Here is a 25,472-nt window from a genome sequence, read left to right as displayed (position 1 = left end):
TCAGCCCCGTGCGACAGCCTCTGCCGCGATCATCCGCGCTTCGGCAGAGAGGCCGACGCGGTTGAGCGAGCGGACAATGAAATAGAGCTGGCGCGCCGTCATCATGTCCCACTTGTCGCCCTGCATACCCAGCCCTGCGAGCATCGAGACCAAAGCGGGATTATTCGCATCGGCAGCGCGGGTAATCATGCGGCTCCAGGCGCTTTCGCGCGTGAGATTGACCTTCAGCGTACCGGCAAGGCTGCGCGCGTCACCGCTCTCAAGCCGCCCAAGCCCCGCAAGGCCCGCCAGCAGGAATTGCGACTTACGCTGGCCACTGCTGCCATCGTCATCGAAGAAGGAATCGACTGCGGATTGGCTGACCGCACCCTCGCGCCGGGGTTGCGCCAGTGCCAGCAAGGCCCAGCCAGTGCTGCCCTGCGGCACGACCGAGGCCCAGCGCATCGCGTTCCGATCGAGTCCGGCAGCCAGCATGGATGAAATCAGCAGCGGCGCATCGGCCTCCAAATCCTTGCTGGGGCTGACGCGGGCCGCAGCGTAAGCCGTGAGGACGAGCCGCCCGTAATCGGGCGAGGTTCCGCCCCACAGGTCGCGCATGGCCTGCATCCGGTCGGCCGGATCGGCCGCCACATAGGCCTCGCGCAGCAGGCCCGCCCGTTGTGCGGCATCCCCGCCCACTTCAGGCGTGGAGTAGATCTGCGAATAGAGATCGACCAGAGCGGAGCTGGACAGGATGCCCTCGCCTGCGGCCTTGTCCGCCGAATCGGCCCGAATGCCCAGCGGCAGCGCGGGCGATACGGCGCCCATCCGGTCGTACCATCCTCCTGCGCCGCTGCGCAGGCTGGCCGGCACTTCGAGGCCGAGCGTGACGGCAAGCGAATAGCGCCAGGGATTGAGTTCCTTGACCTCGTCCCACTCGATATTCACGGCTTGGCCGCCTTCGCCGGCGGCACCCGCGTAACGCTTGGCCAACAGCACGTCGATTGCCGGGGCGGTTCCGCGCGACAGAGCGAGATCCAGTTCGCGCGCGCCCTGACGCCCGTCTCCGGCGAAGGAGCGGCAGATGGCCTGCACCATCTTCCATTCGCCATCCTTGCGGATGTCGCCCTTCAGCCGCGCGACCGGACACAGGCCGACAATATCGCCGGTCAGCAGATAGGCATCGAAGGCCGCGTTGGTGAGCGCGGAATTATAGTTCGACGAATCGATATCCTGCACCAGCGCGCGGGCTGCATAACCTTCGCCCATTCGGTTGAGCGCGGCGGCGCGCAGGGCGGCGAATTCCACCGGGTCCATCCCCTGCGGCGCATCAAGCCTGCTCGCCAGCGTCCGGCGCAGCAGGATGTGGCCCCAACGTGAAAGCAGCGGATGCCTCGTCCCGTCCAGCGCGGCACGCACCAGTGCGCCCGGCTGCCCGGCAACGGCCCGCGCGGGAAAGCCACCTTCATCGCGCGAGATCACGCCCACACGCTGCAGCGAACGGCGCGCACCGGGGGGAATGTCGAATTTCGGCTTGAGGCCCAGCAGCTCGTCGATCTCGTCGGGGCTCATCTTCTCGATCTCGGCGATCGAGGGGAAATTTGCGGGCAAGCCGCCGGTTCCAGCCTCACCCGTCGTCACACCGGGCAGCGGCTGGACCACGGGGGAGGATACGCTCGGCGCAGCAGGCGCCTGCGGCGATACAATGGTGGGTACGGCAACCGGGGCAACCGGACGCGCCGCGGGCGTAGGCGTTGGCCGGTTAAAACCCGGAGGGAGCAGCGATTCAGGGGCGGCCAGCGCGATGCCGGAGGTGAACACCAGCGCGGCGGCGCCGATCAGAAGGGCGCGCTTCACTTGAAATCTCCCGGCAGGGCCACGGGCTGGCTGATCTGCCGCAATGGCTGTTCGCCCCCGTCGTACCAGGCCAAGGCGAGCACCAGCAACACGATCACCGCCAATGCTGCAACAAACCCCCTGGAACTCATGGCCAATGGTCGCGTCCTCGCCAGCTACACCAAGCCGCGCGCAAGGTTCGCGCGGCGCTTGCGCTGCCGGTTAGCCCATCTATAGGCAAGGCGGCAATGACCAAACCCGAACCCATGCCCAGCGACGCCGAGATCGAGGAACTGGCCGCGCGTATCGACCGTCCGGTCGCGCTGGTGGGAATGATGGGCGTCGGCAAGTCCACAGTGGGCCGCAAGCTGGCCACTTTGCTGCACTTGCCCTTCATCGATGCGGACGAAGCAATAGAAAAAGCCGCGCAGATGAGCGTGAGCGAAATCTTCTCCCGCTTTGGCGAGCCCTATTTCCGCGACGGGGAACGCCGCGTGATCGCCCGGCTTGCCGCCGACCGCCCCAGCATCATAGCCACGGGCGGCGGCGCTTTCGTCAATGACGAGACGCGCCAGCTGCTGCTCGACAAGACGATCTGCGTCTGGCTCGATTGCGATACGGATACTTTGGTGGAGCGCGTCGGCCGCAAGGACACCCGGCCCCTGCTACGCAATGGCGATCCGCACGAAATCCTCACGCGGCTTAAGGCAGAGCGTGAACCCTTCTACTCGCAGGCGCCCATCCATGTGATGAGCGAAGCAGGCCCCCATCATCAGGCCGTGCAGCGTATTCTCAAAGGTATCGAACAATGGCTGTGATCCCCGTCGAACTCGCGGGACGTTCCTATGAAGTGCGCGTCGGCAGCGGGCTGCTGGCCAATGTGGCGCAGGAATGCGGCGCGATGCTGCGCAAGCAGCGCGTGCCCATCGTCACCGATGCCAATGTGGAGAAGCACTGGCGTGCGGCAGTCGATGCATCGCTGACGGCGGCGGGCAAGGAACCGCGCTGGCTGGTGCTCGATCCGGGCGAAGCGACCAAGAGCTGGGACGGGCTTTCGCGCACTATCGACTGGTTGCTGACGGAAGAAGTGGAACGCGGCGACCATATCCTTGCCCTTGGCGGCGGGGTGATCGGCGATCTGACAGGCTTTGCCGCCTCGATCCTGAAGCGCGGCTGCGGTTTCATCCAGCTTCCCACCAGCCTGCTGGCACAGGTGGACAGTTCGGTCGGCGGCAAGACGGCGATCAACACGCCTGCAGGCAAGAATCTGGTCGGCGCCTTCCACCAGCCCGCCCTTGTGCTGGCCGATCTCGATGCGCTGGACACTCTGCCGGTACGCGAAATGGGCGCGGGCTACGCGGAAGTCATCAAATACGGCATTCTGGGCGACGCGCCCTTCTTTGAATGGTGCGAAATCAACGGCGCCAGCGTGATCGCGGGCGACAAAGTCGCGCAGGAATATGCCGTGACCGAAAGCGTGAAGGCCAAGGCCCGCATCGTGGCCGAGGACGAACGTGAAACGACCGGCACGCGCGCCCTGCTCAATCTGGGCCACACATTCGGCCACGCGCTGGAGGCTGAGACCGGCTTTTCCGACCGGCTGCTGCATGGCGAAGGCGTGGCAATGGGCATGGTGCTCGCCGCCCGCTATTCCGCGCGGCGCGGGCTGATTTCCGGCGCCGATGCGGAACGGGTGGCAAAGGCGATTGCCGGTGCCGGCCTGCCGTCCGAACTATCCACTTTGGGCCTCAACGTCAGCGGCAAGATGCTCGCCGCCCATATGCTGCATGACAAGAAGATGGACGCAGGCACCCTGCCCTTCGTCCTCCTGCGCGGCATTGGCGAGGCGTTTCTGGACAAGACCGTGCCGCTGGACGACGTGGCGGAGTTTCTGGACGGGCAGCTGCAAGGCTAGCTCCTCCCCGGCACGGGGAGGGGGACCGCGCCGCAAAGCGGCGGGGTGGAGGGGCACCCGCGAGTAGCCCTTCCATCTGACCGTATCGCCCAGAGCGCCTGCCCCTCCACCATCCTGCGGATGGTCCCCCTCCCCATTCTGGGGAGGATCATTTTTGGGGCGAGACAAGCGCATCGCTCCCCGCTACCCGTTACGCCTGCAACGAACGGGAGCCCCATGACCACCGCCGAAGCCACGCCCAAGCTGGACATCGAAACCCGCGCCGACCGCGCCTTTCTCGGCCATCCCAAGGGGCTTGGCTATCTCGCCTTTACCGAGGCGTGGGAGCGGTTTTCCTATTACGGCATGCAGGCGCTGCTGGTGCTCTACATGGTCAAGCACCTGCTTTTGCCCGGACAGGTGGAGCAGGTCGCCGGGATCGAGCAATTGCGCGGGCTTTATGGCGGGCTGGACGGGCAGGCCTTCGCTTCCGCCATTTTCGGCACCTATGCGGCCACTGTCTATCTGACTCCGATCCTCGGCGGCTGGCTCGCAGACAGGGTTCTTGGCAAGCGCCGGACCGTATTGCTGGGCGCGATAACCATGGCGCTGGGCCATTTCCTGATGGCCTTCAACATCACTTTCCTGCTCGCCCTGCTCTGCCTCATTCTCGGCTCGGGCATGTTCAAGGGCAACATCGCCAGTCAGGTGGGCGCGCTTTACAAGCCGGAGGATCTGCGCCGGGCCGATGCATTCCAGATCTTCTATCTGGGCATCAATGCAGGCGTGATCGCTTCGCCTCTGGTCGTGGGCACATTGGGTGAAAAGGTCGGCTGGCATTACGGCTTCGGCGCGGCTGGCATCGGCATGCTCATCGGCCTGGCCATCTATGTGGCAGGCCAGAAATACTTGCCGAAAGAACATTTCGACGTGCCCGGAAAGGCCGCCGAACCGCGCGCGCCAATGACCCGGCGAGACTGGCTGGCAACGCTTGCCTTGCTGCTGCTGATCCCGGTGATGGCCGTTGCCATCGTGCCCAACAACCAGATCTTCAACGCCTATCTGGTCTGGGCGGACCATGATTTTGCGCTGCGCTGGGGCGATACGGTGCTGCCCACCACATGGCTCGTCACGCTGGACGCCATCGTCTCGGTCACGTTCCTTGCGGGCGTTGCGCTGTTCTATCGCTGGTATGGCACCCGCTGGCAGGAACCCGATGAACTGGCCAAGATGATCATCGGCTCGGCATTTTCCATGGGCGGAATGGCCTGCCTCTACATGGCGGCGATTTCCGTTCCCGAAGGCGGGAAGATCGGGCTGTTCTGGCCGGTGATGTTCCACATCGTGAACTCGATCGGCTTTGCCCACATGCTGCCGGTCAGCCTTGCGCTATTTGCGCGGCTGGCGCCCAAACAGATCAACGCAACGGTGATCGGGCTCTATTACCTCGCCTTTTTCGGCGGCAATTCGCTGGTGGGCTATCTCGGCACGAAGTTCGAAACGATGAGCGTGCCTGCCTTCTGGCTGATGCACCTGATGTTTGCAGCGGCAGCGGGCGTGGTGTTCATCCTGTTCAAGCTGCTGCTCGCCCCGCGCCTGATGCACCGGGCGGAAGTGGAAGACGTCGCACTCGCCTGAGCGCGACGTCCCCCAATTCGGATCAGATCTGGTCCAGCGCCTGGGCCATATCGGCGATGATATCGTCGATATGCTCGATACCCACGGATACGCGGACCACGTCCGGCCCGGCGCCTGCCCGGACCAGCGCATCGCCTTCCAGCTGGCTATGCGTGGTGGATGCCGGGTGGATCACCAGCGAGCGCGTGTCGCCGATATTGGCGAGGTGGCTGAACAGCTTGAGCGATCCGACCAGCTTCACACCCGCATCGTAACCGTCCTTCAGCCCGAAAGTGAATACCGCCCCGCCCTTGCCGCCGAGATAGGTCTTGGCGAGCGCGTGATATTTATCATCCGGCAGGCCCGCATAGGAAACCCAGCCCACCTTGGGATGGGCCTTGAGCCATTCGGCCAGCGCCAATGCGTTGGAACAATGGCGTTCCATGCGCAGGGTCAGCGTTTCCATGCCGGTCAGCGCCAGGAAGGCGTTGAAAGGCGCCATGGCCGGGCCGAGATCGCGCAGGCCCAGCACGCGGCAGCCGATGATGAAGGCAATCGGCCCCACTGCATCGGTCAACACCGCACCGTGATAGGAACCGTTGGGCTGCGACAGCGTCGGGAACTTGCCTGAAGCGGCCCAGTCGAACTTGCCCGCATCCACGATCACGCCGCCGATGGAATTGCCGTGGCCGTTCAGGAACTTGGTGGTGGAGTGAACCACGATGTCCGCGCCGTGTTCAATCGGGCGGCACAGCACCGGGCTGGCCAGCGTATTGTCCACCATCAGCGGAACGCCCGCATCATGGGCAACCTTGGCGATGGCGGCGATGTCCTGCACCACGCCGCCGGGGTTCGCGAGGCTCTCGATGAAGACCACGCGGGTCTTCTCGTCGATGGCGGCGGCGATATTCGCCGGATCGTCAGCATCCACGAAGCGGGCTTCCCATCCGAACTTCTTGAAGCTTTCGCCCAGTTGGTTGAGCGATCCGCCATAAAGCTTGTTCGCCGCCACGATGTTGCAACCCGGTTCCATCAGGGTGTGGAACGCTAGGAACTGCGCCGCATGGCCCGAAGCCACTGCCAGCGCCGCCGCGCCGCCTTCCAGCGCCGCGATCTTGCCTTCTAGCGCCCCGTTGGTGGGGTTCATGATGCGAGTGTAGATGTTCCCGAATTCCTGCAGCGCGAACAGGCGCTGGGCGTGGCCAGCATCCTCGAACACATAGGATGCGGTCTGATAAATCGGGGTGATCCGCGCCTTGGTGGTGGGATCCGGCTCTGTCCCTGCATGGACGGCCAGCGTATCGAGTTTGGGTTCGCTCATTCTGCACTCTCCAGTTCGCGCAGTTCCTCAGTGCGCTGTTTCGTCAAACGGGTGCGGCAAGTGGCGACCATGAAGGGTTCCATGGAGCCGCCGCGAAAGGTGAAGCCCTCGCTCTGGCACTGGGCATCACGATAATCGAGCCAGGCGCGCTGGGCCTTCAGCAGGCTGTCGAAATAGCCGGGCCGGCCATCGTCCGGCGGATAATCGGCATCCTGCCGCTTCAGCCTATCGGCAATGATCTTCCACTGTGCGTTCAGCGCGGCATCGGCCGCATGGAAATCCTGCGCCGCGCAGTAATTCAAATGCTGCTGCGGAAGGGAATCGCTGGTGCAATCGATCTGCGGTTCTTCCGCTTCCACCGGCTGCGCGGCCATCATCAGCAGGGGAAGCAGCGCGATCATTCCGCCGGTTCCACCTGCTTGCAGGCCCGCATCGGCTCCTCGCCCACCAGCGGCTTCATCCCCAGCCGGGAGAAGAGCGCGGCATCGGCATCGTCGCCGGAATTGGGCGCGGTCAGCAGCTTGTCGCCGGTGAAGATCGAATTCGCCCCGGCCATGAAGCACAGGGCCTGAGTCGCCTCGCTCATGCTCTCGCGCCCGGCGGAAAGGCGCACCATGCTCAACGGCATGGTGATACGCGCGGCGGCCACGGTGCGGACGAATTCGATGTCGTCGATCTTCGCCAGCGGCGTATCGGCCAGCATGTCGCCCAGCACCGTGCCCTTCACCGGCACCAGCGCGTTTACGGGCACACTTTCGGGATGCTGCGGCAGAGTGCTGAGCGTGTGGATGAAGCCCACGCGATCCTCGCGCGTTTCGCCCATGCCCACGATCCCGCCGGAACAGACATTGATCCCGGCAGAGCGGACATTGTCCAGCGTATTCAGCCGGTCCTGCATGGTGCGCGTGGTGATGACCCGCTCGTAATATTCGGGGCTGCTGTCGATATTGTGGTTGTAATAATCGAGGCCCGCCTCGGCCAGCATTGCGGCCTGTTTCGGGCTGAGCATGCCCAGAGTCATGCAGGTTTCCAGCCCCATGGCACGCACGCCCTGCACGATTTCCACGATCGCGGGCATGTCCCGATCCTTGGGATTGCGCCAGGCGGCACCCATGCAGAAACGCTGGCTTCCGGCATCCTTCGCGCGGGCCGCCGATTGCAGCACTTCGCGCACATCCATCAGCTTGGACGCCTCAACCCCGCTGTCGGCCTTCACGCTTTGCGAGCAATAGCCGCAATCCTCCGGGCAGCCGCCGGTCTTGATCGAAAGCAGCGTGCAGAGTTGCACCTCGTCCGGCCGATGATGCGCGCGATGCACTTCGGCCGCGCGGAACACCAGTTCGGTGAAGGGAAGATCGAAGAGGGCGGCGATTTCCTCGCGCGTCCAGTCAGTGCGGATAGGGGTCATGGCGCGGCTATCCTCCTCTCGGCGGCCGGGTTCAAGTGCGAACCTGTCCTATCGTCGTTGCGAGCCTGAAAGGCGAAGCAATCCAAGGGCTTTGCGCAAAGCCGCACTGGATTGTTTCGTCGGCATAGCCTCCTCGCAAGGACGAATTAGCGCGGCCTACTTCCCCTTGAAGTGCGGCGCACGCTTGGAGAGAAACGCGCCGATCCCTTCCTGCGCGTCGTCCGTTCCGGCGGCCTCCCGCTGGGCCTGCGCTTCGCGGTCCATGGCCGTGCCATAGGAATGGTGGAGCGCAGAGGAGAGATTCGCCTTCATCAACCCCAGCGCGACGGTAGGCCCCGCAGCCAGCCGCGATGCCAGCGCCCGCGCTTCATTGGCGACGATATGATCTTCCACGCAGCGATGGATCAGGCCCCATTCGGCAGCGCGCCTGCCATGGACCTTCTCGCCCAGCATCAGCATTTCCGCCGCGCGGGCCTTGCCGATCAGACGAGGCAATATCCAGCTTGCCCCGCCATCAGGCACCAGCCCGATATTGACGAAGGCCTGCAGGAAATAGGCGCTCTGCCCCGCGACGCAGAAATCGCAGGCCAGCGCGATGCTGCACCCGATTCCCGCCGCCGCGCCCATCACTTCCGCCACGATGGGCAGGCGGTGATCGGCTATATCCATCACCAGCGGATTGTAGTGATCCACCAGTGAGCGATAGGCGCCCTCGCCCGGATCGCCTTCGCCCACAATGGCGGCCAGATCCGCGCCGGAACAGAATGCGCGCCCTTCCCCCCGGATCAGCACGGAACGCGCCTCTTCCGTATGGGCCAGCGCATGGCGCATCTCGTCGGCCATGTCGGGCGTCAGAGCATTGAGCTTGCCCGGGCGGGCCATGCTGAGCACAGCGACGGGGCCGGAAGCGTCGAATTTGATGGAGGTGTAGTTCATATCAGGTTTGGCCAATGGCTTCCTCAATCGATCTGGGTCTGATCGTACCCTTCGCTTGGCGCGATTTCGCTGAGCTGCTTGCCGTCGATTCTGGTGCGCATGCCCTGAGGAAGATATTTCCTGGCATCATCGCCATATTTGGCATCGATTTCGGCAAACTGATTGGCCCAAATGTCGTCGTCATAATCAAAGGAGAACTCGCTCCGCTTATAGCCGCCGTTCTCCCAGCGTTCGCGAATATATTCGATCATATCGAAATGCTCGAGAGTATCACTGCGACTGTTGGGATCACCTGATCCATTAAGCACCATCCGATCACGACCGGCCTTCAGGAAATATTCCGGAGACGCTTTCCAAAACAGGATGAGTGCAGTCGAAAGGTCACAGTCTTCTCGGGAGGCAATCCACTGAAAGGCAACCGGCTCGACAAAATCCCAATTCGCGCAATGCGCGATGTGGTGCCAATCCGCCGGTGTAGACTCCTCCCTCAACCAAGTGAGAAATGTTGCACCCTCACTTTCCTCATTGCCCTCTCTGGGCAGTGAGCGGATCCATTCGACCTTCTCTACCAGCTTCTTGTCATAATCGCCGCAAACTGGCGGAGCGCTCGCTTCCATCGATTGGTCCTCAGAGCGGTGGGTTCCCGTGCTTCTTCCACGGGTTCTCCAACTGCTTGTTGCGAAGCTTCCTTAACCCCAGAGCAACCCTCTTTCTTGTCGAATGCGGATGGATCACCTCGTCGATGAAACCTTTGCTCGCCGCCACGAAGGGATTGGCGAAACGGTCTTCATATTCCTTCGTGCGCTGGGCCAGCTTTTCCGGATCGCCAGCATCCTTGCGGAAGATGATCTCCACCGCGCCCTTTGCCCCCATCACCGCGATTTCCGCCGTGGGCCAGGCATAGTTGAGATCGCCGCGCAAATGCTTTGATGCCATCACGTCATAGGCGCCGCCATAGGCCTTGCGGGTGATGACAGTGATCTTGGGCACGGTCGCCTCAGCATAGGCATAGAGCAGCTTGGCGCCATGCTTGATGATCCCGTTATGCTCCTGCGCGGTGCCCGGCAGGAAGCCCGGCACATCCACGAACGTGAGGATGGGGATATTGAAACAGTCGCAGAAGCGCACGAAACGCGCGGCCTTCTTCGAACTGTTGATGTCGAGGCAGCCAGCCAGCACCATCGGCTGGTTCGCCACCACGCCCACCGTGCGCCCTTCCACCCTTCCGAAGCCGATGATGATATTGGCCGCGTGATCGGGCTGGATTTCGAAGAAGTCCCCCTCATCCACCACCTTCCGCACCAGTTCGTGCATGTCATAGGGATGGTTGGGATTGTCCGGCACCAGAGTGTCGAGGCTGTCCTCGATCCTGTCCCACGGATCGGCAGTCGGCCGCTCGGGCAGGTCGGACCGGTTGGAAAGCGGCAGGAAATCGAAGAAATTGCGCGCCGCGACCAGCGCTTCCAGATCATTCTCCAGCGCCAGATCGGCAACGCCGGTTCTGGTGGTATGCGTGGTCGCCCCGCCCAGTTCTTCCTGCGTCACGACTTCGTTGGTAACCGTCTTCACCACATCCGGCCCGGTGACGAACATGTAGCTGGTGCCCTTCACCATGAAGATGAAGTCCGTCATCGCCGGAGAATAGACCGCCCCGCCCGCGCATGGCCCCATGATGAGCGAAAGCTGCGGCACCACGCCGCTGGCCAGCACATTGCGCTGGAACACTTCGGCATAGCCGCCAAGGCTGGCAACGCCTTCCTGAATGCGCGCACCGCCTGAATCGCTGAGGCCGATCACCGGCGCGCCGACCTTCAGCGCCATATCCATGATCTTGCAGATCTTCTGCGCATGCCGTTCCGACAGGGAACCACCGAACACAGTGAAATCCTGCGCATAGACGAAAACCAGCCGGCCGTTGATCGTGCCGCTGCCGGTCACCACCCCGTCGCCGGGAACGGTCTGCGCCTGCATCCCGAAATCGGTGCAATTATGCTCGACATACATGTCGAGTTCTTCGAACGATCCGGCATCCAGCAGCACATCCACCCGCTCGCGCGCGGTCAGCTTGCCGCGCTTGTGCTGTGCATCGATCCTATCCTGCCCGCCACCCAGAGAGGCAGCGGCGCGGCGGCGTTCCATTTCGGCAATATTGGCGGACATGCGTGCCTTCGGCTCCCCCGCGTTTTGTTGACCAGAGGCCTAACGTGCGGGGGAGACAGGGGCAAGTGGCTGGAGGGGCACTGAGATTTTCGTCATTGCGAGGGGCAGAGCCCCGAAGCAATCCAAGGCACGGTGCTCAAGCTCCCTGGATTGCTTCGCTATGCTCGCAATGACGATGTCAGTTCAGCAGAACCAGCTCTTCCGCCATGGAGGGGTGCAGCGCCACGGTTGCGTCGAAATCGGCCTTGGTCAGGCCGGCCTTCACCGCAATCGCCGCCGCCTGCAGGATTTCCGGCGCTTCCGGGCCGATCATGTGCAGGCCCAGCACCTTGCCCGTCTGCTCGTCCACGATCATCCGATAGAGTCCGCGCTCGGCCTTGGGCGAGAAGATGTTCTTCATCGGCCGGAAATCGGACTTGTAGACCCTCACATCGGGATATTCCCGCCGGGCCTGTTCCTCGGTCAGCCCCACGCCCGCAATGGGCGGCTGGCTGAACACGGCGCTGGGAATGTGATCGTACTGGATGGTGCGCGGATTGTTGCCGAACACCGTATCGGCAAAGGCATGGCCTTCGCGGATCGCCACCGGGGTCAGCTGCACGCGATCCGTCACGTCGCCCACGGCATAGATGCTGGTGCAGGAGGTGCGGTTATACTCGTCCACCGGAACCTCGCCCTTCACGCCCAGCTTGATGCCGGCCGTTTCAAGGCCCAGCCCCGCCGTATTGGGCTTGCGCCCCGTGGCGATCAGGATCTGGTCCGCCTCGATCGTCTCACCGCCCAGATCGGCCAGCAGAGAACCGCCTGCCTGCTTCGTGACCGAGCGGATATTGGCGTTGAGCTTGAACTGGATGCCGCGCGCCTGGACGATCTCGGTCAGGCGTTCCACGATCACCCGGTCATAACCGCGCAGGATCGTGTCGGAGCGATTAATTACTGTAACTTCACTGCCCAGTGCATTGAATACGCCCGCAAATTCCATGGCGATATAACCGCCGCCCACCACCAGTAGGCGTTTGGGCTGTTCGTCCAGATGGAACACTTCGTTGGAACTGATGCAATGTTCCACGCCCGGAATTTCCGGCATGGCGGGCCAGCCGCCCACGGCGACGAGGATATATTTCGCGGTGATTTCCTTGCCCGAAGCCAGCTTCACGCTGTTCGGCCCGGTCACGGTGGCGCGTTCGAGATATTTCTCGACCTTGTTGTTCTCCAGCGTCTTTCCGTAAAGCCCTTCCAGCCGGTCCACATCGGCATTCACGAAATCGCGCAGCACCTTCCAGTCGAAGCTCTTGCCTTCGATCGTGAAGCCGTAATTCCCGGCGTGGGAAAGTTCTTCCGCGAACATCGATCCATAGACCAGCATCTTCTTGGGCACGCACCCGCGGATCACGCAGGTGCCGCCCACGCGATATTCCTCGGCCACGGCAACGCGGGCGCCGTGGCTGGAGGCAATGCGGCTGGCGCGCACCCCGCCCGAACCGGCACCGATGATGAACAGATCATAGTCGAAATCAGACATTCGCAGGGCTCCTCTGGGCCGAGCGATATGGAGAGCGCGGCCATGCAAATCAATCTTCGGCTGCGGACAAGCGTGCGCTCTGGCAATCGGGCACTATCATACCGACATAGGATCAAACGCCCAGCCGGCGCCCGCGATGGAGATTCCCTTTGAGCAAGATGCCCGCATTGTTCGTCGGCCACGGCAGCCCGGCCAATACTTTCGAAGATAGCCGCTATGCCCGCGCATGGCGAAAGATGGGCGAAGTGCTGCCCCGCCCGCGCGCGATCCTGTCCATCTCGGCCCACTGGTATTTCAGCACCTCGGCCGTGACGGCGATGGAACATCCGCGCACGATCCACGATTTCTACGGCTTCCCGCAGAGCTATTTCGATTTCCAATATCCCGCCCCCGGCGCGCCGGATGTGGCGGCGATGGTGGCCGAAGCGGCCAAGCCGATCTGGGTTGGGCTGGATCGGGACCAGTGGGGGATCGACCACGGCACATGGTCCGTCCTGGCCCATATGTATCCCGATGCCGATGTGCCGGTGATGCAGCTTTCGCTCAACGGCGTGCGCCCGCTGGATTACCACATGCAACTCGGCGCGCAGTTCGCTTCGCTGCGCGATGAAGGCGTGCTGATCATGGCCAGCGGCAATGTGGTGCACAATCTTTCGACCATGTGCCGCAACGAGCCGGATTTCGGCCATGACTGGGGCATCCGCTTCGACAAGGCCGCGATCGAGAAGCTGGAAAGCGATCCGGGCGACATTCTCTCGCTGGCCGATCACCCGGACTATGCGATGGCCGTGCCCGCGCCCGATCACTACATCCCGATGCTCTACATCGCCGGGCTTGCCGCCGCGGAGAACGAGCCGCTCAAGGTGTGGAACGAAGGCCACGCGCTGGGCGCCGTGTCCATGACGTCCTACGCCATGGGCATGGACAATGATGCCCTTGCCGCCGTGCGCGAGGCTGCGGCGCTGGAAGCGGCCTGAGAGGCCTGAGGCCCCTGGGCTCACAAAACCGATATAGAGCTATTTCCGCTGGCCCACCCAGTTCCCCGCCGCTAGATTTCGTGGCGGGGAACTGGGGGCCGGGATGGGTGAATCTTTCAAGGAAATCGCACTCTTTGCTGTAGCCGTGTTCGGCGTCGGGCTCGTCATGGTGATGATCCTCAGCAAGATACTTGGCTTCTTCGTCGCGCTGAAGGCCACGCCGACGAACAGGGCGGGCTGGACGGTCGGCATCGCATATCTGATTTCAGCCGGCGCCCTGATCTTCGGAGCGCCCGAAGGTTATTGGATCTACGCCCCGCTGGTGCCGCTGCCCGGTGCGCTGGGGGTCTTCTGGTTCATCCGCAGAGGCCTGCGCAGCCGCTGGATCGACGACGATGTGGCGCATTCCGAAGGCCATTCGATCGAAGATGGCGATTTGGTTTCCGGATTATTGCGCCTGCTGCTGATGCTGGGTGTAGCGCTCGCCTTGATGCTCCTGCGTTACGCCCGCCAAGCAGTGTTCTAGGGTTCGTGGGAAAATTCGGCAGCTGATCGCAGAATTCGACCGGAAGCTGCCATTCCGGACACGACGACCAAGCTGACATTGGCGATGCCGTCTTATGCCTGTTACCAGTGCGCCATGCCGGACCTTTTAGACGTTACGACGCGCAACATAGCGCTGTCTCAATCCCCACTGGAATTCTCCACCTCGGGAGGCGGTGACTGGAAGATCTGGGATAGATACCTCACCGTAAACGGCAAACAGGCGTATCACTTGGGAAACGTCTGCGGCACATGCCGGTTTTTGTTTGAACGAATGGAGGGTGCCAACACGGGCATCGAAGTTGACGAGCTTACGGCGCTACTTGCAGCGGGTGTGAATAACCTAACGGAGGAGGTCGTCGATAAGCTTGCTCAACTCGTCCCCGCGTCAAACTATATTGTTGCGCTCCTGCGTCTGAAGCCAAAAGTTGTTCAACTTGGTGGGGAGAGCGATTATTTTGCGGTCGAGCAGGTTGAAAACGAGGATGGTGTGGACCCCTTTTGGGGATTGCCTCACAATCCGAAGGTTCCTTACTACCGCGTAGTCAGTCGCTCGAGCGTCAAAGTGCCGCAGGGAGAAGCTTTTGACTTCATCGTCCCGATGATTCCTGAATCGATGCTCGACCGTGAACGTATCGGCTTTTACGAGCGATCACTGAATGATGATTTTGCCCCAACAGCGGTCGCTTTGTCGCTACTTGATGTGAAAGGACCGGCCTGTTCTGGGACGGAGCATTGGTGCCTCGCTCATTATGTGATTGACGGTCACCATAAGGTCGCCGCAGCCGCCCGAGCTGATCGAGAACTTACTCTGATTGCGTTCATAGCCGTTGACCATGGCATCTCTTCGAAGGAACAGGTCGATATTGTGCTAAAAACTTTTACCCAATTGGTCTGACGTCCGCGTTCCCCGATTCCAGTCGCGCCGTCCGGAATACGGCTCACTAAAAGCGGACGGCCACTCAGGCTGGAATTTGTCGAGGCAATCTAGGCCACCACGCTGGCCGCAACGGCTCCCAGCACGCGCTGGGCATCCTTCGGGTCCAGCCGCACCTGCAATCCACGCTGGCCGCCATTGATAAACACCAGATCGTGCACCAGCGCGGCCTCCTCGATGGCGACGGGCACCTTGCGCCGCTGCCCGAAGGGGCTGATCCCGCCGACCTTGTAACCGGTCGCCCGCTCTGCATCGGCGGGCTTCATCATCTGGGCGGACTTGCCGCCCAAAGCGGCGGCAAGCTTCTTCATTGCCACTTCCCTGTCCGAAGGCAGGATCACGCAGGCGGGCTTGCCGTCCACCAGCGCCAGCAGCGTCTTGAGCACGCGCGCCGGGTCTTCCCCCAAGGCTTCCGCCGCCTGCAAGCCTATGCGATCCGCATCGGGATCGTAATCATAAGTGTGGACAGTAAAGACAGCGCCGGATTGCTCCAGCGCGCGGGTGGCAGGTGTGGCTTTGGACATGGCTAGCTCATTCGCGTCATTGCGAGCAGCCGGAGGCTGCGCGGCAATCCAGGGCTTCGCGCTTGGAGCCTTGGATTGCGTCGCGGCCTTGCCGCTCGCAATGACGAAAATGACCCAACATCACCCCAGCCCCGCAGCCTGCAGCAGCGCCGTGGTGCTGGCATCGAACTTAGCCCCGCCCGCTTCGATCTGCCGGGCAATTTCCTTGCCCAGTTCCACGCCGAACTGGTCGAAGGGATTGATCCCCATCAGCACGGCATTGGCGAAAGTGCGGTGTTCGTGGAACGCGATCAGCGCGCCCAAAGTGCCCGCATCGAAATCGTCGCACAGGATCGTCGCGCTCGGCCGGTCGCCCGGATAGGAGCGCGCGGGATCGCTGCTCGCCCTGCCGGCCATCAGCGCCGCCCCTTGCGCGAAGCAGTTCATCAGCAGGATGCGGTGATGCGCCGGGTCCAGCACGTCGCCCGCCGCGATGCTGGCGATGAAGTCCACCGGCACCAGATTGGTGCCCTGATGGAGCAGCTGGAACACCGCATGCTGGGCATCGGTGCCCACTCCGCCCCAGGTGATCGGCGCGGTCGGGCCGGAAACGGGCTGGCCATCGGCGGTCACGCTCTTGCCGTTGCTCTCCATTTCCAGCTGCTGGAGGTAGGAGGGCAGCAGGCGCAACCGCTCGTCATAGGCGAAGCACGCCCGCGTCTGGCAGCCGCGAATGCGGGTGTAATAAAGATCGGCAAAGGCCGCGCGCAAAGGCAGGTTGGCTGCGCCGTCCGTCTCCGCGAAATGCCGGTCCATTGCCGCGGCGCCATCCAGCATCTCCAGGAATTCGTCCATTCCCACAGCCATGGCGATGGGAAAGCCGATGGATGACCACAGCGAATAGCGCCCGCCCACGCTTTCCGGGAAAGGCAGGATGCGGGTTTCGTCCACACCCCACTCGACCGCCTTCTCGGGATAGGCAGTCAGTGCCACGACCCGGCCGGATGGATCGCCCACGCCATTCTGCGTCATCCATTCCAGCACGCTGACCGCGTTGGTCATGGTTTCGATCGTGGTGAAAGTCTTTGAAGCGATCGCCAGGATCGTGGTCTGCGGATCGCAGGCGGCAAAGGCCTCTTCCAATGCGCAGCCATCGATATTGGAGACGACATGGACGTCCACCAGCGGCATTTCGCGTGCCAGCGCGTCCACCGCCAGCGCAGGGCCGAGCGCCGAGCCGCCGATGCCGACATGGATCAGATGCTTCACATCGCCCATCGCGCCTTCATGGATGGCGCCCACCAGCATGCCCATGCGCGCCAGCAGGGCCTGCGCTTCCTCAACGCTGGCCGGATCGCCCACGCCGCGCAGGGCGGTATGTTCCGCCGCGCGATTCTCCGTGGGGTTCACCACTTCGCCCGCGAACATCTTCGCGCGCATTTCGGCAAAGCCGGCAGCCTCTGCCAGTTCGCCGAACAGGGCAATCAGCCCTTCGTCCAGATGGGTCTTCGACCAGTCGAACAGGATGCCGCCGCCCGCAGGCAGTTCCAGCCGTGCCGAAAGCGCCGCAACACGGCCTTCATCGGCAAACAGATCCTTCAGGCTGCCAACCTGATATGCGGACAGCCTCTCCCAGATCGCTGAGTTGTTCTCGCTCATAGCTGCCCCTTTCCTACAACAGGCCTTTAGGGGTAAGGCCTGCAGCGATGATTGGAAAGGCCCAAACCCCTCTGAAGGCGCCCGATTTCCGGGCAGATGGACCGGTGCGGAGTTTTGGCTTCAGCACAGTGTCAACATTGTCAACTTCGGCGGAAATCCGCTGCCCACTTGACGGCAGGCAGCGCGGCCCACAAGTGCAGGCCCAATGACAGAAAACGCAACTCCAGCGGCCGGACAGTCCGCCGCCCAGCCTGCCTCCATCGAGGCACCCGGCACGATGCCAGCAGAGCAGGAAAAGAAGAAAGAGGAAGGCAACTTCTTCATCTTCCTGCTGAAGCTGATCGTCATCATGCTGGCCTTCCGCACGCTGGCCTTTGCGCCGTTCAGCATCCCGAGCGAGAGCATGTTGCCGCGTCTGCAGAATGGCGACTATCTGCTTGCTTCCAAATGGAATTACGGGTTCTCGAACAATTCGCTGCCCTTCGGCATCCACCCCTTCCCCAACGGTCGCATTCTGGCGAGCCAGCCGGAACGGGGAGACATCGCGATCTTCAAGGCCCCGCCGCTGAACCGCGAGGATTACATCAAGCGCGTGATCGGCCTGCCGGGCGACCAGATCCAGATGATCGGCGGCGTGCTGCACATCAACGGCATTCCTGTGAAGAAGCAGCGCATCGAAGATTTCGAAATCGCCATTTCGCCCAACACGCGCTGCTATTCCGCGCAATTCGCGGCCACCAGCGAGGATGGCCAGTCCGTCTGCCGCTATCCCCAGTTCCGCGAAACGCTGCCCAACGGGGTAAGCTACAACGTGCTGGATTACGGCCAGACCCCGCAGGACAATACGCCCGCCGTGGTGGTGCCGGACGGCATGCTGTTCATGATGGGCGACAATCGCGACAATTCGCTGGACAGCCGCTTCCCCGCCGTGCCCGGACAGGGCGTGGGCCTTGTCCCGCAGGATAATCTGGTGGGCAAGGCTTCCATCATGATGTGGTCTACCGACGGTTCCTCTTCCTGGCCGCTGCCGTGGACCTGGTTCACGGCCGCCCGATGGGATCGCCTGGGGGGCACGTTTTGAGCGGCAAGCTGACGCTGACCGCCGAAGCCCGAACTTTCCTTGAGGAGCTGGGTTTCGGGCCGGTCAAGAAGGACGATGTGTGGGTTGAGGCGCTGACCCATGGCAGCACCGGCGATCCGCGCGATTATCAGCGACTTGAATTCCTGGGCGACCGCGTTCTGGGCCTCGTCATCGCGGACTGGCTGCACGAGCGGGAAAGCCATGCCGAAGGCAAGCTGTCCCAGCGGCTCAACGCGCTGGTCAGCCGCCAGATGTGCGCCTCCGTCGCGCGCCGGATCGGCCTGCCCGACCATATCCGGCTGGGATCGCAGGCGCGCGCCGATGGCGGCGCCGACAGCGATAACATTCTGGGCGACGTGATGGAGGCCCTGCTGGGCGCCGGTTTCGTCGAACACGGCTTCGATGCAATGCGCGTTCTGGTTCGCAAGCTGTGGTCACACGCGGTGAAGGGCGAAGTCGGCCAGTCCAAGCATCCCAAGAGCGCGCTGCAGGAATGGGCGGCGGGCAGCGGGCGGCGCATGCCGGAATATACACTGGTGGACCGGCAGGGGCCGGACCATGCCGCGCGCTTCACCGTGGAGGTGAGCGTCAAAGGCGTGGGCGCCGCGCAGGCCACCGCATCGAGCAAGGGCGAAGCCGAAAAGCAGGCCGCCAAGGAATTCATGGAGAAGTTCGCATGAGCGAAAAAGCGACTCATTGCGGCGTAGTGGCCGTGATCGGCGCCCCCAATGCGGGCAAGTCCACACTGGTCAATGCGCTGGTCGGCCAGAAGGTCGCCATCGTCAGCGCCAAGGCACAGACCACTCGCGCCCGCCTGCTGGGCATTGCGCTTGAAGGCGATACGCAGATCATCCTGGCCGATACGCCCGGCATCTTCGCCCCCAAGCGCCGGCTGGACCGCGCAATGGTCAGCGCCGCGTGGGAAGGCGCGCAGGAGGCCGATGCGATCCTGCTGGTGGTGGACCCCATCAAGCAGCGCCGACACGAGCTGGAACCGCTGCTGGAATCCCTGAAAGACCGGCCGGAACGCAAGCTGCTGGTGCTCAACAAGGTCGATGCCAGCGCCAAGGAACCGCTGCTGGTGCTGGCGCAGGAGCTTTCGGTCAAGGCGGAATTCTCGGAAGTGTTCTTCGTTTCCGCCATGAGCGGCGATGGCGTGCCGGAACTCAAGGCCCATCTGGCCGGGCTGATGCCCGAAGGCGAATGGCACTATCCCGAAGATCAGGTAAGCGACGCCTCCGAAAGGCTGCTGGCCTGCGAGATCACGCGCGAACAGCTCTATCGCCAGCTGCATGACGAATTGCCCTATGACTCGGCTGTCCGCCCGGAAAGCTACAAGACCCTTGGCGATGGCAGCCTGGAAATTCACCAGCAGATCGTGATCGGCCGTGAAAGCCAGAAGCCCATCGTGCTGGGCAAGCGCGGCGCGAAGATCAAGGCCATCGGCGAGGCCGCGCGCAAGGAACTGGCCGAATTGCTGGGCGTGAAAGTCCACCTGTTCCTCCACGTGAAGGTGGAAGAAAACTGGGCCGAAAGCCGCGAAATCTTCGAGGAAATGGGGCTGGACTGGGTGAAGTGAGCGCTAGTTGGCCGGGGCCGGATCGGCGTTGGTCACGAATTCAACAGTCTCACTCCCGACGTATGAAACCGGGTTTCCAGCCTCATCGACCCTTGGCTCGAACTCAATAGACGAGATCGCCGCGCATGCGTCGCCCGCCGCATCCGTGGCCACGTCCTTGTCCGCCTGACATGCCGCGAGTTTACCGTCCTTGCCGATCATCAGCCTGAGGTAGACCGGGCCCGGCGAGTGTTGCCCTGGCGAAACGGCTTTACGGTTACCCTCAGCCATCAGGTCGACCACCTTCGCATTGAATTCAGACAGTTTGTGCCTCTGCGAATCAGGAAAAATGGCGAAGCTGGACCTCACCAGGGCATAGCTCTTGTTTCCGTCGATATCTTTCGGGCCGCCAAGCTTTCTGCCTATCATGGCTGCACACATGCCGTCGGCTACGCCTTCGCTGCCTAGGAAGCGGGAAATGCCACATGATACCACTTTGCCATCCGGCCCTACCCACATGTCGAGCACCGCCGCAGCCCAGCGGTTATGAGTGTCGACACCTTTTCCTGCGTGCCACATAACGTGTTGTGCATCTTTGCCTGTCGGCATGGGCACAACAATCGTAGCGGCCGCAGCCATAATCAATGCAAGCACTTACCTTCCCCCGGCCTGTTCACACCCCGTCCTGTTCACGGGGCCCAGCAACTCAGATCGCTCAGTCGGCCAGCGCCACTAACGGCTTGTCCGTAAATTCAAACAGCAGCGGATAGAGGTAGCTCTCGCCCTGCCCGTCAGCCCCCTTGCGGATCGGCAGGGTGACGGATTGGACAATGTCGCAGGCCGTTGCCGTATCGGGCGTCTCCTTGCCGCCTGCTGCCCCGCAGGCCGTGATCTGCCCTTGCCCGTCAACCTGCACCACCAGATTGCGCCTGACCGCGCTTTTCGCGCCATCGGGAAGCTGATCCACCTGATAGCGGACATCGGGTTCAATCGGGAAACGGTCCAGCGCGATGGAATTATTGGCGAGCGATACAACGCCCCGGAACACGGCAGGCATCCGCATGCCATCCGCATCGCGTGCCGGGGACTTGACTGACTTGCCCTTTACCGCCGCGCAAATGCCCTTCGCCAGGCCCTCCTCACGCTCATTGCCAAGCACGCCGGCAACCTTGCATTGGGTGATCCTGCCCTTCGGGTCGACATAGGCCTCGTAAACGACACCTGCTATATCGCTCTCGATCACTTCGCGTGGCAGGTCGCTCTGGATGGAGCGTTCCAGCCTGCCGTCTGCGACGGGAAGCGTCATGGCAACGGCGGCTGCGATCAATTCCAGCATGACAAATCCTCTCCTTTACCCAAGGAGAAGACTAACCCGGCGGCGATAATATTCAACCGCCGGATCGTTCATGCCGGAATGACTGTTACTCTGCCTCGCTGTCGGCCGCCGCCTTCTTCTTTGCCGGAGCCTTCTTCTTTGCTGGAGCCTTCTTGGCGGCAGCCTTTTTCGCGGGGGCCTTCTTCGCCGGAGCTTTCTTCGCCCCGCCCTTTTTCTTGGCAGGCCCCTTGGCCACTCGCGCGTCGATCAGGGCAATCGCCTGTTCTTCGGTCAGGTCTTCCGGCTTCACATCCTTGGGGATGGTCGCATTGGTCGTGCCATCGGTAACATAGGGGCCATAGCGGCCGGGCATCACCTTCATCTCGCTGCCGCTGGTGGGGTGTGCGCCCAGCATCTTGATCGGCTCCGCCTTGGCGCCGGAGGAACGCCCCGGCCCGCGGTTGGCCGCTTCGGCCAACAGCGAGACGGCCGCATTCATGCCCGTTTCGAACACGTCGCGAGTGGAGGAGAGCTTCGCATATTTGCCATTATGCGCCAGATAGGGGCCATAGCGCCCGATGCTGGCCGTGATCGGCTCCCCGCTTTCCGGATGGGTGCCCACTTCACGCGGCAGGCTGAGCAGCTTGAGCGCCCATTCCAGATCGAGTTCCGGGATGTCCTTGGGGATGGAGGCGCGCTTCGCGTCCTTCTCCTCGCCCAGCTGGATATAGGGGCCGAAGCGGCCAACCTTGCGCAGAACTTCCAGCCCGGTCACCGGATCGGTGCCCAGAGTGCCATCCTCACCGCCCTCGCTGCCTTCCCCACCCGGCTGGGCGAAGCGGCGGGTATATTTGCACTCGGGATAGTTCGAGCAGGCCACGAAAGCGCCAAAACGACCGCCGCGCAGAGCGAGCTTGCCCTCGCCGCACTTGGGGCACAGGCGGGGATCGCTGCCGTCATCCTTCGGCGGGAAGAGGTAGTCGGAAAGGAACGCGTCCAGTTCCTGCGTCACCTCGCTCGGCTTGCGCTCCATGACTTCGTCGCTCTTCGGCTTGAAGTCGCGCCAGAACTCTTCCAGCACCTTCTTCCACTCTGCGCGGCCGCCCGAAACGTCGTCGAGTTCATCCTCCATCTCGGCGGTGAAATCATAGCCGACATAACGCGGGAAGAAGCGTTCGAGGAAGGCCGTCAGCAGGCGTCCGCTTTCCTCGGCGAAGAAGCGGTTCCGCTCGGTGCGGACGTAATTGCGGTCCTTCAGCACCTGAATGATCGAGGCATAGGTGGAAGGACGGCCGATGCCGAGTTCCTCCAGCCGCTTGACCAGGCTGGCTTCGGAATAGCGCGGCGGCGGCTGGGTGAAGTGCTGCGTGGCGTCCACGGCCTTCTTGGCCGGGCTATCGCCCTTGTGCATCACGGGCAGCAGGCCTTCGCCCTCTTCATCGTCACCCTTCTGGTCGCGGCCTTCCTCGTAGACGGCAAGGAAGCCGGGGAACTTCACCACCTGCCCGGTGGCGCGCAATTCGTGACGGCCGGTGGGGTCGCGCATGGTGACGGTGGTGCGTTCAAGGCTGGCGGAGGCCATCTGGCTCGCCATGGCGCGCTTGAAGATCAACTCGTAGAGGCGCGCCTCATCAGCCGAACCGGCATGGTCGCGCGTGAAATCGGTCGGGCGGATCGCCTCGTGGGCTTCCTGCGCGTTCTTGGCCTTGGTTTCGTAATGACGCGGCTTTTCCGGCAGGAAATGCCCATCGTAGCGATCGGCAATGGCCCGGCGTGCCGCAGCAATGGCGCTCGGGTCCATCTGCACGCCGTCGGTACGCATATAGGTGATCGCGCCCTGCTCGTAGAGATGCTGAGCGCAACGCATGGTGTGGCTGGCGGAAAAGCCCAGCTTGCGCGCGGCTTCCTGCTGCAGGGTGGAGGTGGTGAACGGCGGCGCCGGATTGCGGCGCAGCGGCTTCGTCTCCACATCTTCCACGGTGAAGCGCCCGGCTTCGACCGCGGCCTTGGCCTTCAACGCAATTCCCTGATCGCCCAGCGAAAGGCGTTCCAGCTTCTCGCCATCGAAACGCACGAGGCGCGCTTCGAATTCCGTCCCGTCCTGCTCCATCCGGGCAAGAACTTGCCAATATTCCTGCGGCTTGAATATCTCGATCTCATGCTCGCGCTGGCAGATCAGGCGCAGGGCGACCGACTGCACGCGGCCCGCGCTCTTGGCGCCGGGCAGCTTGCGCCACAACACCGGGGAGAGCGTGAAGCCGAACAGATAATCCAGCGCGCGGCGGGCCAGATAGGCGTCGATCAGGTCGGCATCCAGTTCGCGCGGATGCTTCATCGCTTCCGTCACGGCCTGCTTGGTGATGGCGTTAAAGGTAACGCGTTCAACCTCCTTGGGCAGCGCCTTGCGCTTGGCCAGCAGTTCCCTGACGTGCCACGAGATCGCCTCGCCCTCGCGATCAGGGTCAGTCGCGAGGATCAGGCGGTCGGCAGTCTTGGCTGCATCCGCAATTTCTTTCACCCGCGAAACCTTGTCGCGATAGGTTTCCCAATCCATCGCGAAATCCTCGTCCGGACGAACCGAGCCGTCCTTGGGCGGAAGGTCGCGGATATGACCGTAGGAGGCCAGGACCTTGAAGTCCTTGCCGAGATATTTCTCGATGGTCTTCGCCTTGGCGGGCGACTCTACGATCACAAGCTGCATGGGTATCCCGAAAGACTTCTACACGTACGTACGCGCGAGGGTGGTGGCGGCCCGACCCTTTCGTCAAGCCGCCATTTGCAGCGCGAAGGAGTTGCCCCCTTTTTGCTCAGTCGAACACACCCACTACGTCGCGGGCGCTGATAAGGCCATAAAGCGCAACGCCCATGGCAGTGGAAATCACGCTGGCGGCACTGCTGCCCACCCGCCCGATAACCGCCGCCGCCATACCCAGATCGGGGAACAGGATGGCGGGCAGGAATGCCAGGGCATAGAACAGCACCATCATCGCCAAGGCAGCCAGAATGATGGCGAACTCATTGCCCTTGGTCGCCTCCCAGCTTTTCCCCATCGAATCCATGGCACCCGTGCCACGCCCGATCAGCAGCGCCTGCGCGACGCTCCACCGAGCCATGAAGACGAGACCGGGAATGATCAGGAACACCAGCCCGCATACGACGGCCAATCCGATAAGAAGCGACATGCCAAGATAGGCGAAGAAACGACGTTCCCCCTGATAGCTCATCAGGCCGGTGCGCTTCAGCATCGCTTCGATCAGCAGGTAGGAACCAACGATGCTGACCACCACAAGCGCCAGCGACAATGCCGCAGCCTGCAGCATGGCAGACGCAGAAACGTTCTGCTGCGCCTGCACCGCGAGATAATCCACACCCGTACCCAGCACGACCAGCACGGCGACAAAGGCCAGTGCCGGCCCGACATTCCGGCCCAGCACATCAATCGTCTTGTCGATAATGAGGCCGGTCTTCAAATCCCGGCTTGGCAAAGTAGCCATGTTTTCCCCTCTTTCATCCAGTCCCGAATTTAAGCTGGTGTAAAATGCGGCACAGTCAAGGGGTGATGGTCAGGCGAATACTTCGGCTGCCTCGCCCTGATCCGCGCCCAGCAATGAATAACTGGCCAGCCCGAGCAGACTCCATAACACCAGGTTCAGAAAAGCTGTGAGATTGCCGACCAGGGAGAGAGCAAGAAATGGCATGCTTGGCAGATATTGCGGAAATTCGTAGACCGCGATCGAAATGACGTCGACCGCGATGGGCAGCAGAGCAGCCACGAGCAATGCTGGGAAATGCGGGCCGGTGGCCTGCCAGCTTCGCTCCAATGCCTGCGTGGCGCTCAGCCTTTCTCCATACATGAAGCCGTACGCGGGTAACCAGCGTACGAGAAGGATCACGCCCGGTATCACCAGCAGGAGCAACCCGATGATAATTCCCAACCCTGACAACAACCCGAGACCGAAATAGGAACCAAAGCCCCGGTCTTTCCCGCCCGGCAACAGGCCTCCCTTCTCCATGAGCCTGATTGTCAGCCCATATCCTGCGGCGAGATTGAGTATGGAGAGACCGAAGGTCATCCCACCCGAATTGCTGCTGAAATCCGTCGCGATCCCCATCGCAGTCATGCCTGCAATGACAATTGCGATCTCAACCGGCGCGTTCCGCGCCAGCCGTTTCATTTCGGCATGGATATCTTGAGTTCGCAATTCCGCCGGATCGCCCCACCCCAT

At 62.5% G+C, this 25,472-nt stretch carries 25 protein-coding genes; 9 read left to right on the top strand and 16 right to left on the bottom strand.

What is annotated here, in order from left to right; all coding sequences use genetic code 11:
* Both SZ64_RS04105 and SZ64_RS19010 read right to left on the bottom strand, forming a co-directional pair.
* Complete coding sequence (locus SZ64_RS04105) at positions 1 to 1,836, bottom strand: hypothetical protein (RefSeq protein WP_054529650.1); 1,836 nt, start codon at positions 1,834 to 1,836, stop codon at positions 1 to 3.
* On the bottom strand, positions 1,833 to 1,967 hold the full coding sequence (locus SZ64_RS19010; RefSeq protein WP_277813734.1) for a hypothetical protein: 135 nt from the start codon (positions 1,965 to 1,967) through the stop codon (positions 1,833 to 1,835). The genes SZ64_RS04105 and SZ64_RS19010 overlap by 4 nt, the downstream gene beginning before the upstream one ends.
* A 96-nt stretch (positions 1,968 to 2,063) precedes the next feature.
* Here SZ64_RS19010 and SZ64_RS04100 point away from each other — a divergent pair, with 96 nt between their 5' ends.
* The 3 genes from SZ64_RS04100 (at position 2,064) to SZ64_RS04090 (ending at position 5,347) form a co-directional block, all read left to right on the top strand.
* Positions 2,064 to 2,633, top strand: a complete 570-nt coding sequence (locus SZ64_RS04100; protein WP_054529649.1) for a shikimate kinase — start codon at positions 2,064 to 2,066, stop codon at positions 2,631 to 2,633.
* Positions 2,624 to 3,730: a 3-dehydroquinate synthase gene (aroB, locus tag SZ64_RS04095; protein WP_054529648.1), complete on the top strand. Its 1,107-nt coding sequence runs from the start codon at positions 2,624 to 2,626 to the stop codon at positions 3,728 to 3,730. The genes SZ64_RS04100 and aroB overlap by 10 nt, the downstream gene beginning before the upstream one ends.
* Positions 3,731 to 3,946: 216 nt before the next feature.
* Positions 3,947 to 5,347 carry a peptide MFS transporter gene (locus SZ64_RS04090; RefSeq protein WP_054529647.1) on the top strand — a complete coding sequence of 467 codons (1,401 nt, stop codon included), beginning with the start codon at positions 3,947 to 3,949 and terminating at the stop codon, positions 5,345 to 5,347.
* Positions 5,348 to 5,369: 22 nt separating this feature from the next.
* Here the strand turns inward: SZ64_RS04090 and SZ64_RS04085 are convergent, their stop codons facing one another.
* The 7 genes from SZ64_RS04085 to gorA all read right to left on the bottom strand — a co-directional run bounded on the left by SZ64_RS04085 (position 5,370) and on the right by gorA (position 12,673).
* The gene (locus SZ64_RS04085; RefSeq protein WP_054529646.1) at positions 5,370 to 6,647 is read right to left on the bottom strand and encodes an O-acetylhomoserine aminocarboxypropyltransferase; all 1,278 of its coding nucleotides are present in this window, start codon (positions 6,645 to 6,647) and stop codon (positions 5,370 to 5,372) included.
* Positions 6,644 to 7,048, bottom strand: a complete 405-nt coding sequence (locus SZ64_RS04080; protein ID WP_054529645.1) for a lysozyme inhibitor LprI family protein — start codon at positions 7,046 to 7,048, stop codon at positions 6,644 to 6,646. The genes SZ64_RS04085 and SZ64_RS04080 overlap by 4 nt, the downstream gene beginning before the upstream one ends.
* Positions 7,045 to 8,055, bottom strand: coding sequence for a biotin synthase BioB (gene bioB / locus SZ64_RS04075; RefSeq protein WP_054529644.1), 1,011 nt, complete (start codon positions 8,053 to 8,055; stop codon positions 7,045 to 7,047). The genes SZ64_RS04080 and bioB overlap by 4 nt, the downstream gene beginning before the upstream one ends.
* Positions 8,056 to 8,211: 156 nt before the next feature.
* Positions 8,212 to 9,006, bottom strand: coding sequence for an enoyl-CoA hydratase-related protein (locus tag SZ64_RS04070; protein ID WP_347230253.1), 795 nt, complete (start codon positions 9,004 to 9,006; stop codon positions 8,212 to 8,214).
* A gap of 8 nt (positions 9,007 to 9,014) precedes the next feature.
* Complete coding sequence (locus SZ64_RS18160) at positions 9,015 to 9,608, bottom strand: DUF4274 domain-containing protein (RefSeq protein ID WP_082384426.1); 594 nt, start codon at positions 9,606 to 9,608, stop codon at positions 9,015 to 9,017.
* Positions 9,609 to 9,618: 10 nt separating this feature from the next.
* Entirely contained in the window at positions 9,619 to 11,151 is a 1,533-nt protein-coding gene (locus tag SZ64_RS04060) for an acyl-CoA carboxylase subunit beta (protein WP_054529641.1), read from the bottom strand.
* Between the two features lie 178 nt (positions 11,152 to 11,329).
* Entirely contained in the window at positions 11,330 to 12,673 is a 1,344-nt protein-coding gene (gorA, locus tag SZ64_RS04055) for a glutathione-disulfide reductase (protein ID WP_054529640.1), read from the bottom strand.
* A gap of 158 nt (positions 12,674 to 12,831) precedes the next feature.
* Between gorA and ygiD the strand changes: the two genes are divergently transcribed.
* The 3 genes from ygiD (at position 12,832) to SZ64_RS04040 (ending at position 15,091) form a co-directional block, all read left to right on the top strand.
* Positions 12,832 to 13,650, top strand: coding sequence for a 4,5-DOPA dioxygenase extradiol (gene ygiD, locus SZ64_RS04050; RefSeq protein WP_054532078.1), 819 nt, complete (start codon positions 12,832 to 12,834; stop codon positions 13,648 to 13,650).
* 103 nt (positions 13,651 to 13,753) lie between these two features.
* Positions 13,754 to 14,176 carry a hypothetical protein gene (locus SZ64_RS04045; protein WP_054529639.1) on the top strand — a complete coding sequence of 141 codons (423 nt, stop codon included), beginning with the start codon at positions 13,754 to 13,756 and terminating at the stop codon, positions 14,174 to 14,176.
* A 114-nt stretch (positions 14,177 to 14,290) separates the two neighbouring features.
* A complete protein-coding gene (locus SZ64_RS04040; protein ID WP_054529638.1) occupies positions 14,291 to 15,091 on the top strand; it encodes a hypothetical protein in 801 nt (266 codons plus the stop codon).
* Between the two features lie 89 nt (positions 15,092 to 15,180).
* On the opposite strand, the gene ybaK is transcribed toward SZ64_RS04040, so the two are convergent.
* Both ybaK and pgi read right to left on the bottom strand, forming a co-directional pair.
* The gene (ybaK, locus tag SZ64_RS04035) at positions 15,181 to 15,654 is read right to left on the bottom strand and encodes a Cys-tRNA(Pro) deacylase (protein ID WP_054529637.1); all 474 of its coding nucleotides are present in this window, start codon (positions 15,652 to 15,654) and stop codon (positions 15,181 to 15,183) included.
* Positions 15,655 to 15,774: 120 nt separating this feature from the next.
* On the bottom strand, positions 15,775 to 17,292 hold the full coding sequence (gene pgi / locus SZ64_RS04030) for a glucose-6-phosphate isomerase (RefSeq protein WP_054529636.1): 1,518 nt from the start codon (positions 17,290 to 17,292) through the stop codon (positions 15,775 to 15,777).
* 205 nt (positions 17,293 to 17,497) lie between these two features.
* Here pgi and lepB point away from each other — a divergent pair, with 205 nt between their 5' ends.
* From lepB to era, 3 genes are read left to right on the top strand one after another with little or no spacing between them, the layout of a single operon-like run.
* Positions 17,498 to 18,373, top strand: coding sequence for a signal peptidase I (gene lepB, locus SZ64_RS04025; RefSeq protein ID WP_054529635.1), 876 nt, complete (start codon positions 17,498 to 17,500; stop codon positions 18,371 to 18,373).
* On the top strand, positions 18,370 to 19,053 hold the full coding sequence (rnc, locus tag SZ64_RS04020) for a ribonuclease III (RefSeq protein ID WP_241772977.1): 684 nt from the start codon (positions 18,370 to 18,372) through the stop codon (positions 19,051 to 19,053). The genes lepB and rnc overlap by 4 nt, the downstream gene beginning before the upstream one ends.
* Complete coding sequence (gene era, locus SZ64_RS04015; protein WP_054529633.1) at positions 19,050 to 19,952, top strand: GTPase Era; 903 nt, start codon at positions 19,050 to 19,052, stop codon at positions 19,950 to 19,952. Before rnc ends, era begins: the two co-directional genes overlap by 4 nt.
* Before the next feature lie 3 nt (positions 19,953 to 19,955).
* Here era and SZ64_RS04010 read toward each other — a convergent pair whose 3' ends face one another.
* The 5 genes from SZ64_RS04010 to SZ64_RS03990 form a co-directional block, all read right to left on the bottom strand.
* Positions 19,956 to 20,585: a hypothetical protein gene (locus tag SZ64_RS04010; protein WP_156313462.1), complete on the bottom strand. Its 630-nt coding sequence runs from the start codon at positions 20,583 to 20,585 to the stop codon at positions 19,956 to 19,958.
* Between the two features lie 61 nt (positions 20,586 to 20,646).
* Positions 20,647 to 21,237: a hypothetical protein gene (locus tag SZ64_RS04005; RefSeq protein WP_206742895.1), complete on the bottom strand. Its 591-nt coding sequence runs from the start codon at positions 21,235 to 21,237 to the stop codon at positions 20,647 to 20,649.
* A 115-nt stretch (positions 21,238 to 21,352) separates the two neighbouring features.
* Complete coding sequence (topA, locus tag SZ64_RS04000; protein WP_054529630.1) at positions 21,353 to 23,947, bottom strand: type I DNA topoisomerase; 2,595 nt, start codon at positions 23,945 to 23,947, stop codon at positions 21,353 to 21,355.
* Positions 23,948 to 24,053: 106 nt separating this feature from the next.
* The gene (locus SZ64_RS03995) at positions 24,054 to 24,740 is read right to left on the bottom strand and encodes a hypothetical protein (protein WP_156313460.1); all 687 of its coding nucleotides are present in this window, start codon (positions 24,738 to 24,740) and stop codon (positions 24,054 to 24,056) included.
* A gap of 69 nt (positions 24,741 to 24,809) precedes the next feature.
* The gene (locus SZ64_RS03990) at positions 24,810 to 25,472 is read right to left on the bottom strand and encodes a hypothetical protein (RefSeq protein ID WP_054529628.1); all 663 of its coding nucleotides are present in this window, start codon (positions 25,470 to 25,472) and stop codon (positions 24,810 to 24,812) included.

This window comes from Erythrobacter sp. SG61-1L (assembly GCF_001305965.1).
GTDB lineage: Bacteria > Pseudomonadota > Alphaproteobacteria > Sphingomonadales > Sphingomonadaceae > Andeanibacterium.
Note: the sequence above shows the minus strand (reverse complement) of the source record. Positions and strands in the feature narration are given on the sequence as shown.

Bases quoted from the DNA above. Each gene is read 5' to 3' on its own strand.
- SZ64_RS19010 (WP_277813734.1), bottom strand. From the start codon at position 1,967: ATGAGTTCCAGGGGGTTTGTTGCAGCATTGGCGGTGATCGTGTTGCTG.
- SZ64_RS04100 (WP_054529649.1), top strand. From the start codon at position 2,064: ATGACCAAACCCGAACCCATGCCCAGCGACGCCGAGATCGAGGAACTG.
- aroB (WP_054529648.1), top strand. From the start codon at position 2,624: ATGGCTGTGATCCCCGTCGAACTCGCGGGACGTTCCTATGAAGTGCGC.
- SZ64_RS04090 (WP_054529647.1), top strand. From the start codon at position 3,947: ATGACCACCGCCGAAGCCACGCCCAAGCTGGACATCGAAACCCGCGCC.
- SZ64_RS04085 (WP_054529646.1), bottom strand. From the start codon at position 6,647: ATGAGCGAACCCAAACTCGATACGCTGGCCGTCCATGCAGGGACAGAG.
- SZ64_RS04080 (WP_054529645.1), bottom strand. From the start codon at position 7,048: ATGATCGCGCTGCTTCCCCTGCTGATGATGGCCGCGCAGCCGGTGGAA.
- bioB (WP_054529644.1), bottom strand. From the start codon at position 8,055: ATGACCCCTATCCGCACTGACTGGACGCGCGAGGAAATCGCCGCCCTC.
- SZ64_RS18160 (WP_082384426.1), bottom strand. From the start codon at position 9,608: ATGGAAGCGAGCGCTCCGCCAGTTTGCGGCGATTATGACAAGAAGCTG.
- SZ64_RS04060 (WP_054529641.1), bottom strand. From the start codon at position 11,151: ATGTCCGCCAATATTGCCGAAATGGAACGCCGCCGCGCCGCTGCCTCT.
- gorA (WP_054529640.1), bottom strand. From the start codon at position 12,673: ATGTCTGATTTCGACTATGATCTGTTCATCATCGGTGCCGGTTCGGGC.
- ygiD (WP_054532078.1), top strand. From the start codon at position 12,832: ATGCCCGCATTGTTCGTCGGCCACGGCAGCCCGGCCAATACTTTCGAA.
- SZ64_RS04045 (WP_054529639.1), top strand. From the start codon at position 13,754: ATGGGTGAATCTTTCAAGGAAATCGCACTCTTTGCTGTAGCCGTGTTC.
- SZ64_RS04040 (WP_054529638.1), top strand. From the start codon at position 14,291: ATGCCGGACCTTTTAGACGTTACGACGCGCAACATAGCGCTGTCTCAA.
- ybaK (WP_054529637.1), bottom strand. From the start codon at position 15,654: ATGTCCAAAGCCACACCTGCCACCCGCGCGCTGGAGCAATCCGGCGCT.
- pgi (WP_054529636.1), bottom strand. From the start codon at position 17,292: ATGAGCGAGAACAACTCAGCGATCTGGGAGAGGCTGTCCGCATATCAG.
- lepB (WP_054529635.1), top strand. From the start codon at position 17,498: ATGACAGAAAACGCAACTCCAGCGGCCGGACAGTCCGCCGCCCAGCCT.
- era (WP_054529633.1), top strand. From the start codon at position 19,050: ATGAGCGAAAAAGCGACTCATTGCGGCGTAGTGGCCGTGATCGGCGCC.
- SZ64_RS04005 (WP_206742895.1), bottom strand. From the start codon at position 21,237: ATGACGCTTCCCGTCGCAGACGGCAGGCTGGAACGCTCCATCCAGAGC.
- topA (WP_054529630.1), bottom strand. From the start codon at position 23,947: ATGCAGCTTGTGATCGTAGAGTCGCCCGCCAAGGCGAAGACCATCGAG.
- SZ64_RS03995 (WP_156313460.1), bottom strand. From the start codon at position 24,740: ATGGCTACTTTGCCAAGCCGGGATTTGAAGACCGGCCTCATTATCGAC.
- SZ64_RS03990 (WP_054529628.1), bottom strand. From the start codon at position 25,472: ATGGGGTGGGGCGATCCGGCGGAATTGCGAACTCAAGATATCCATGCC.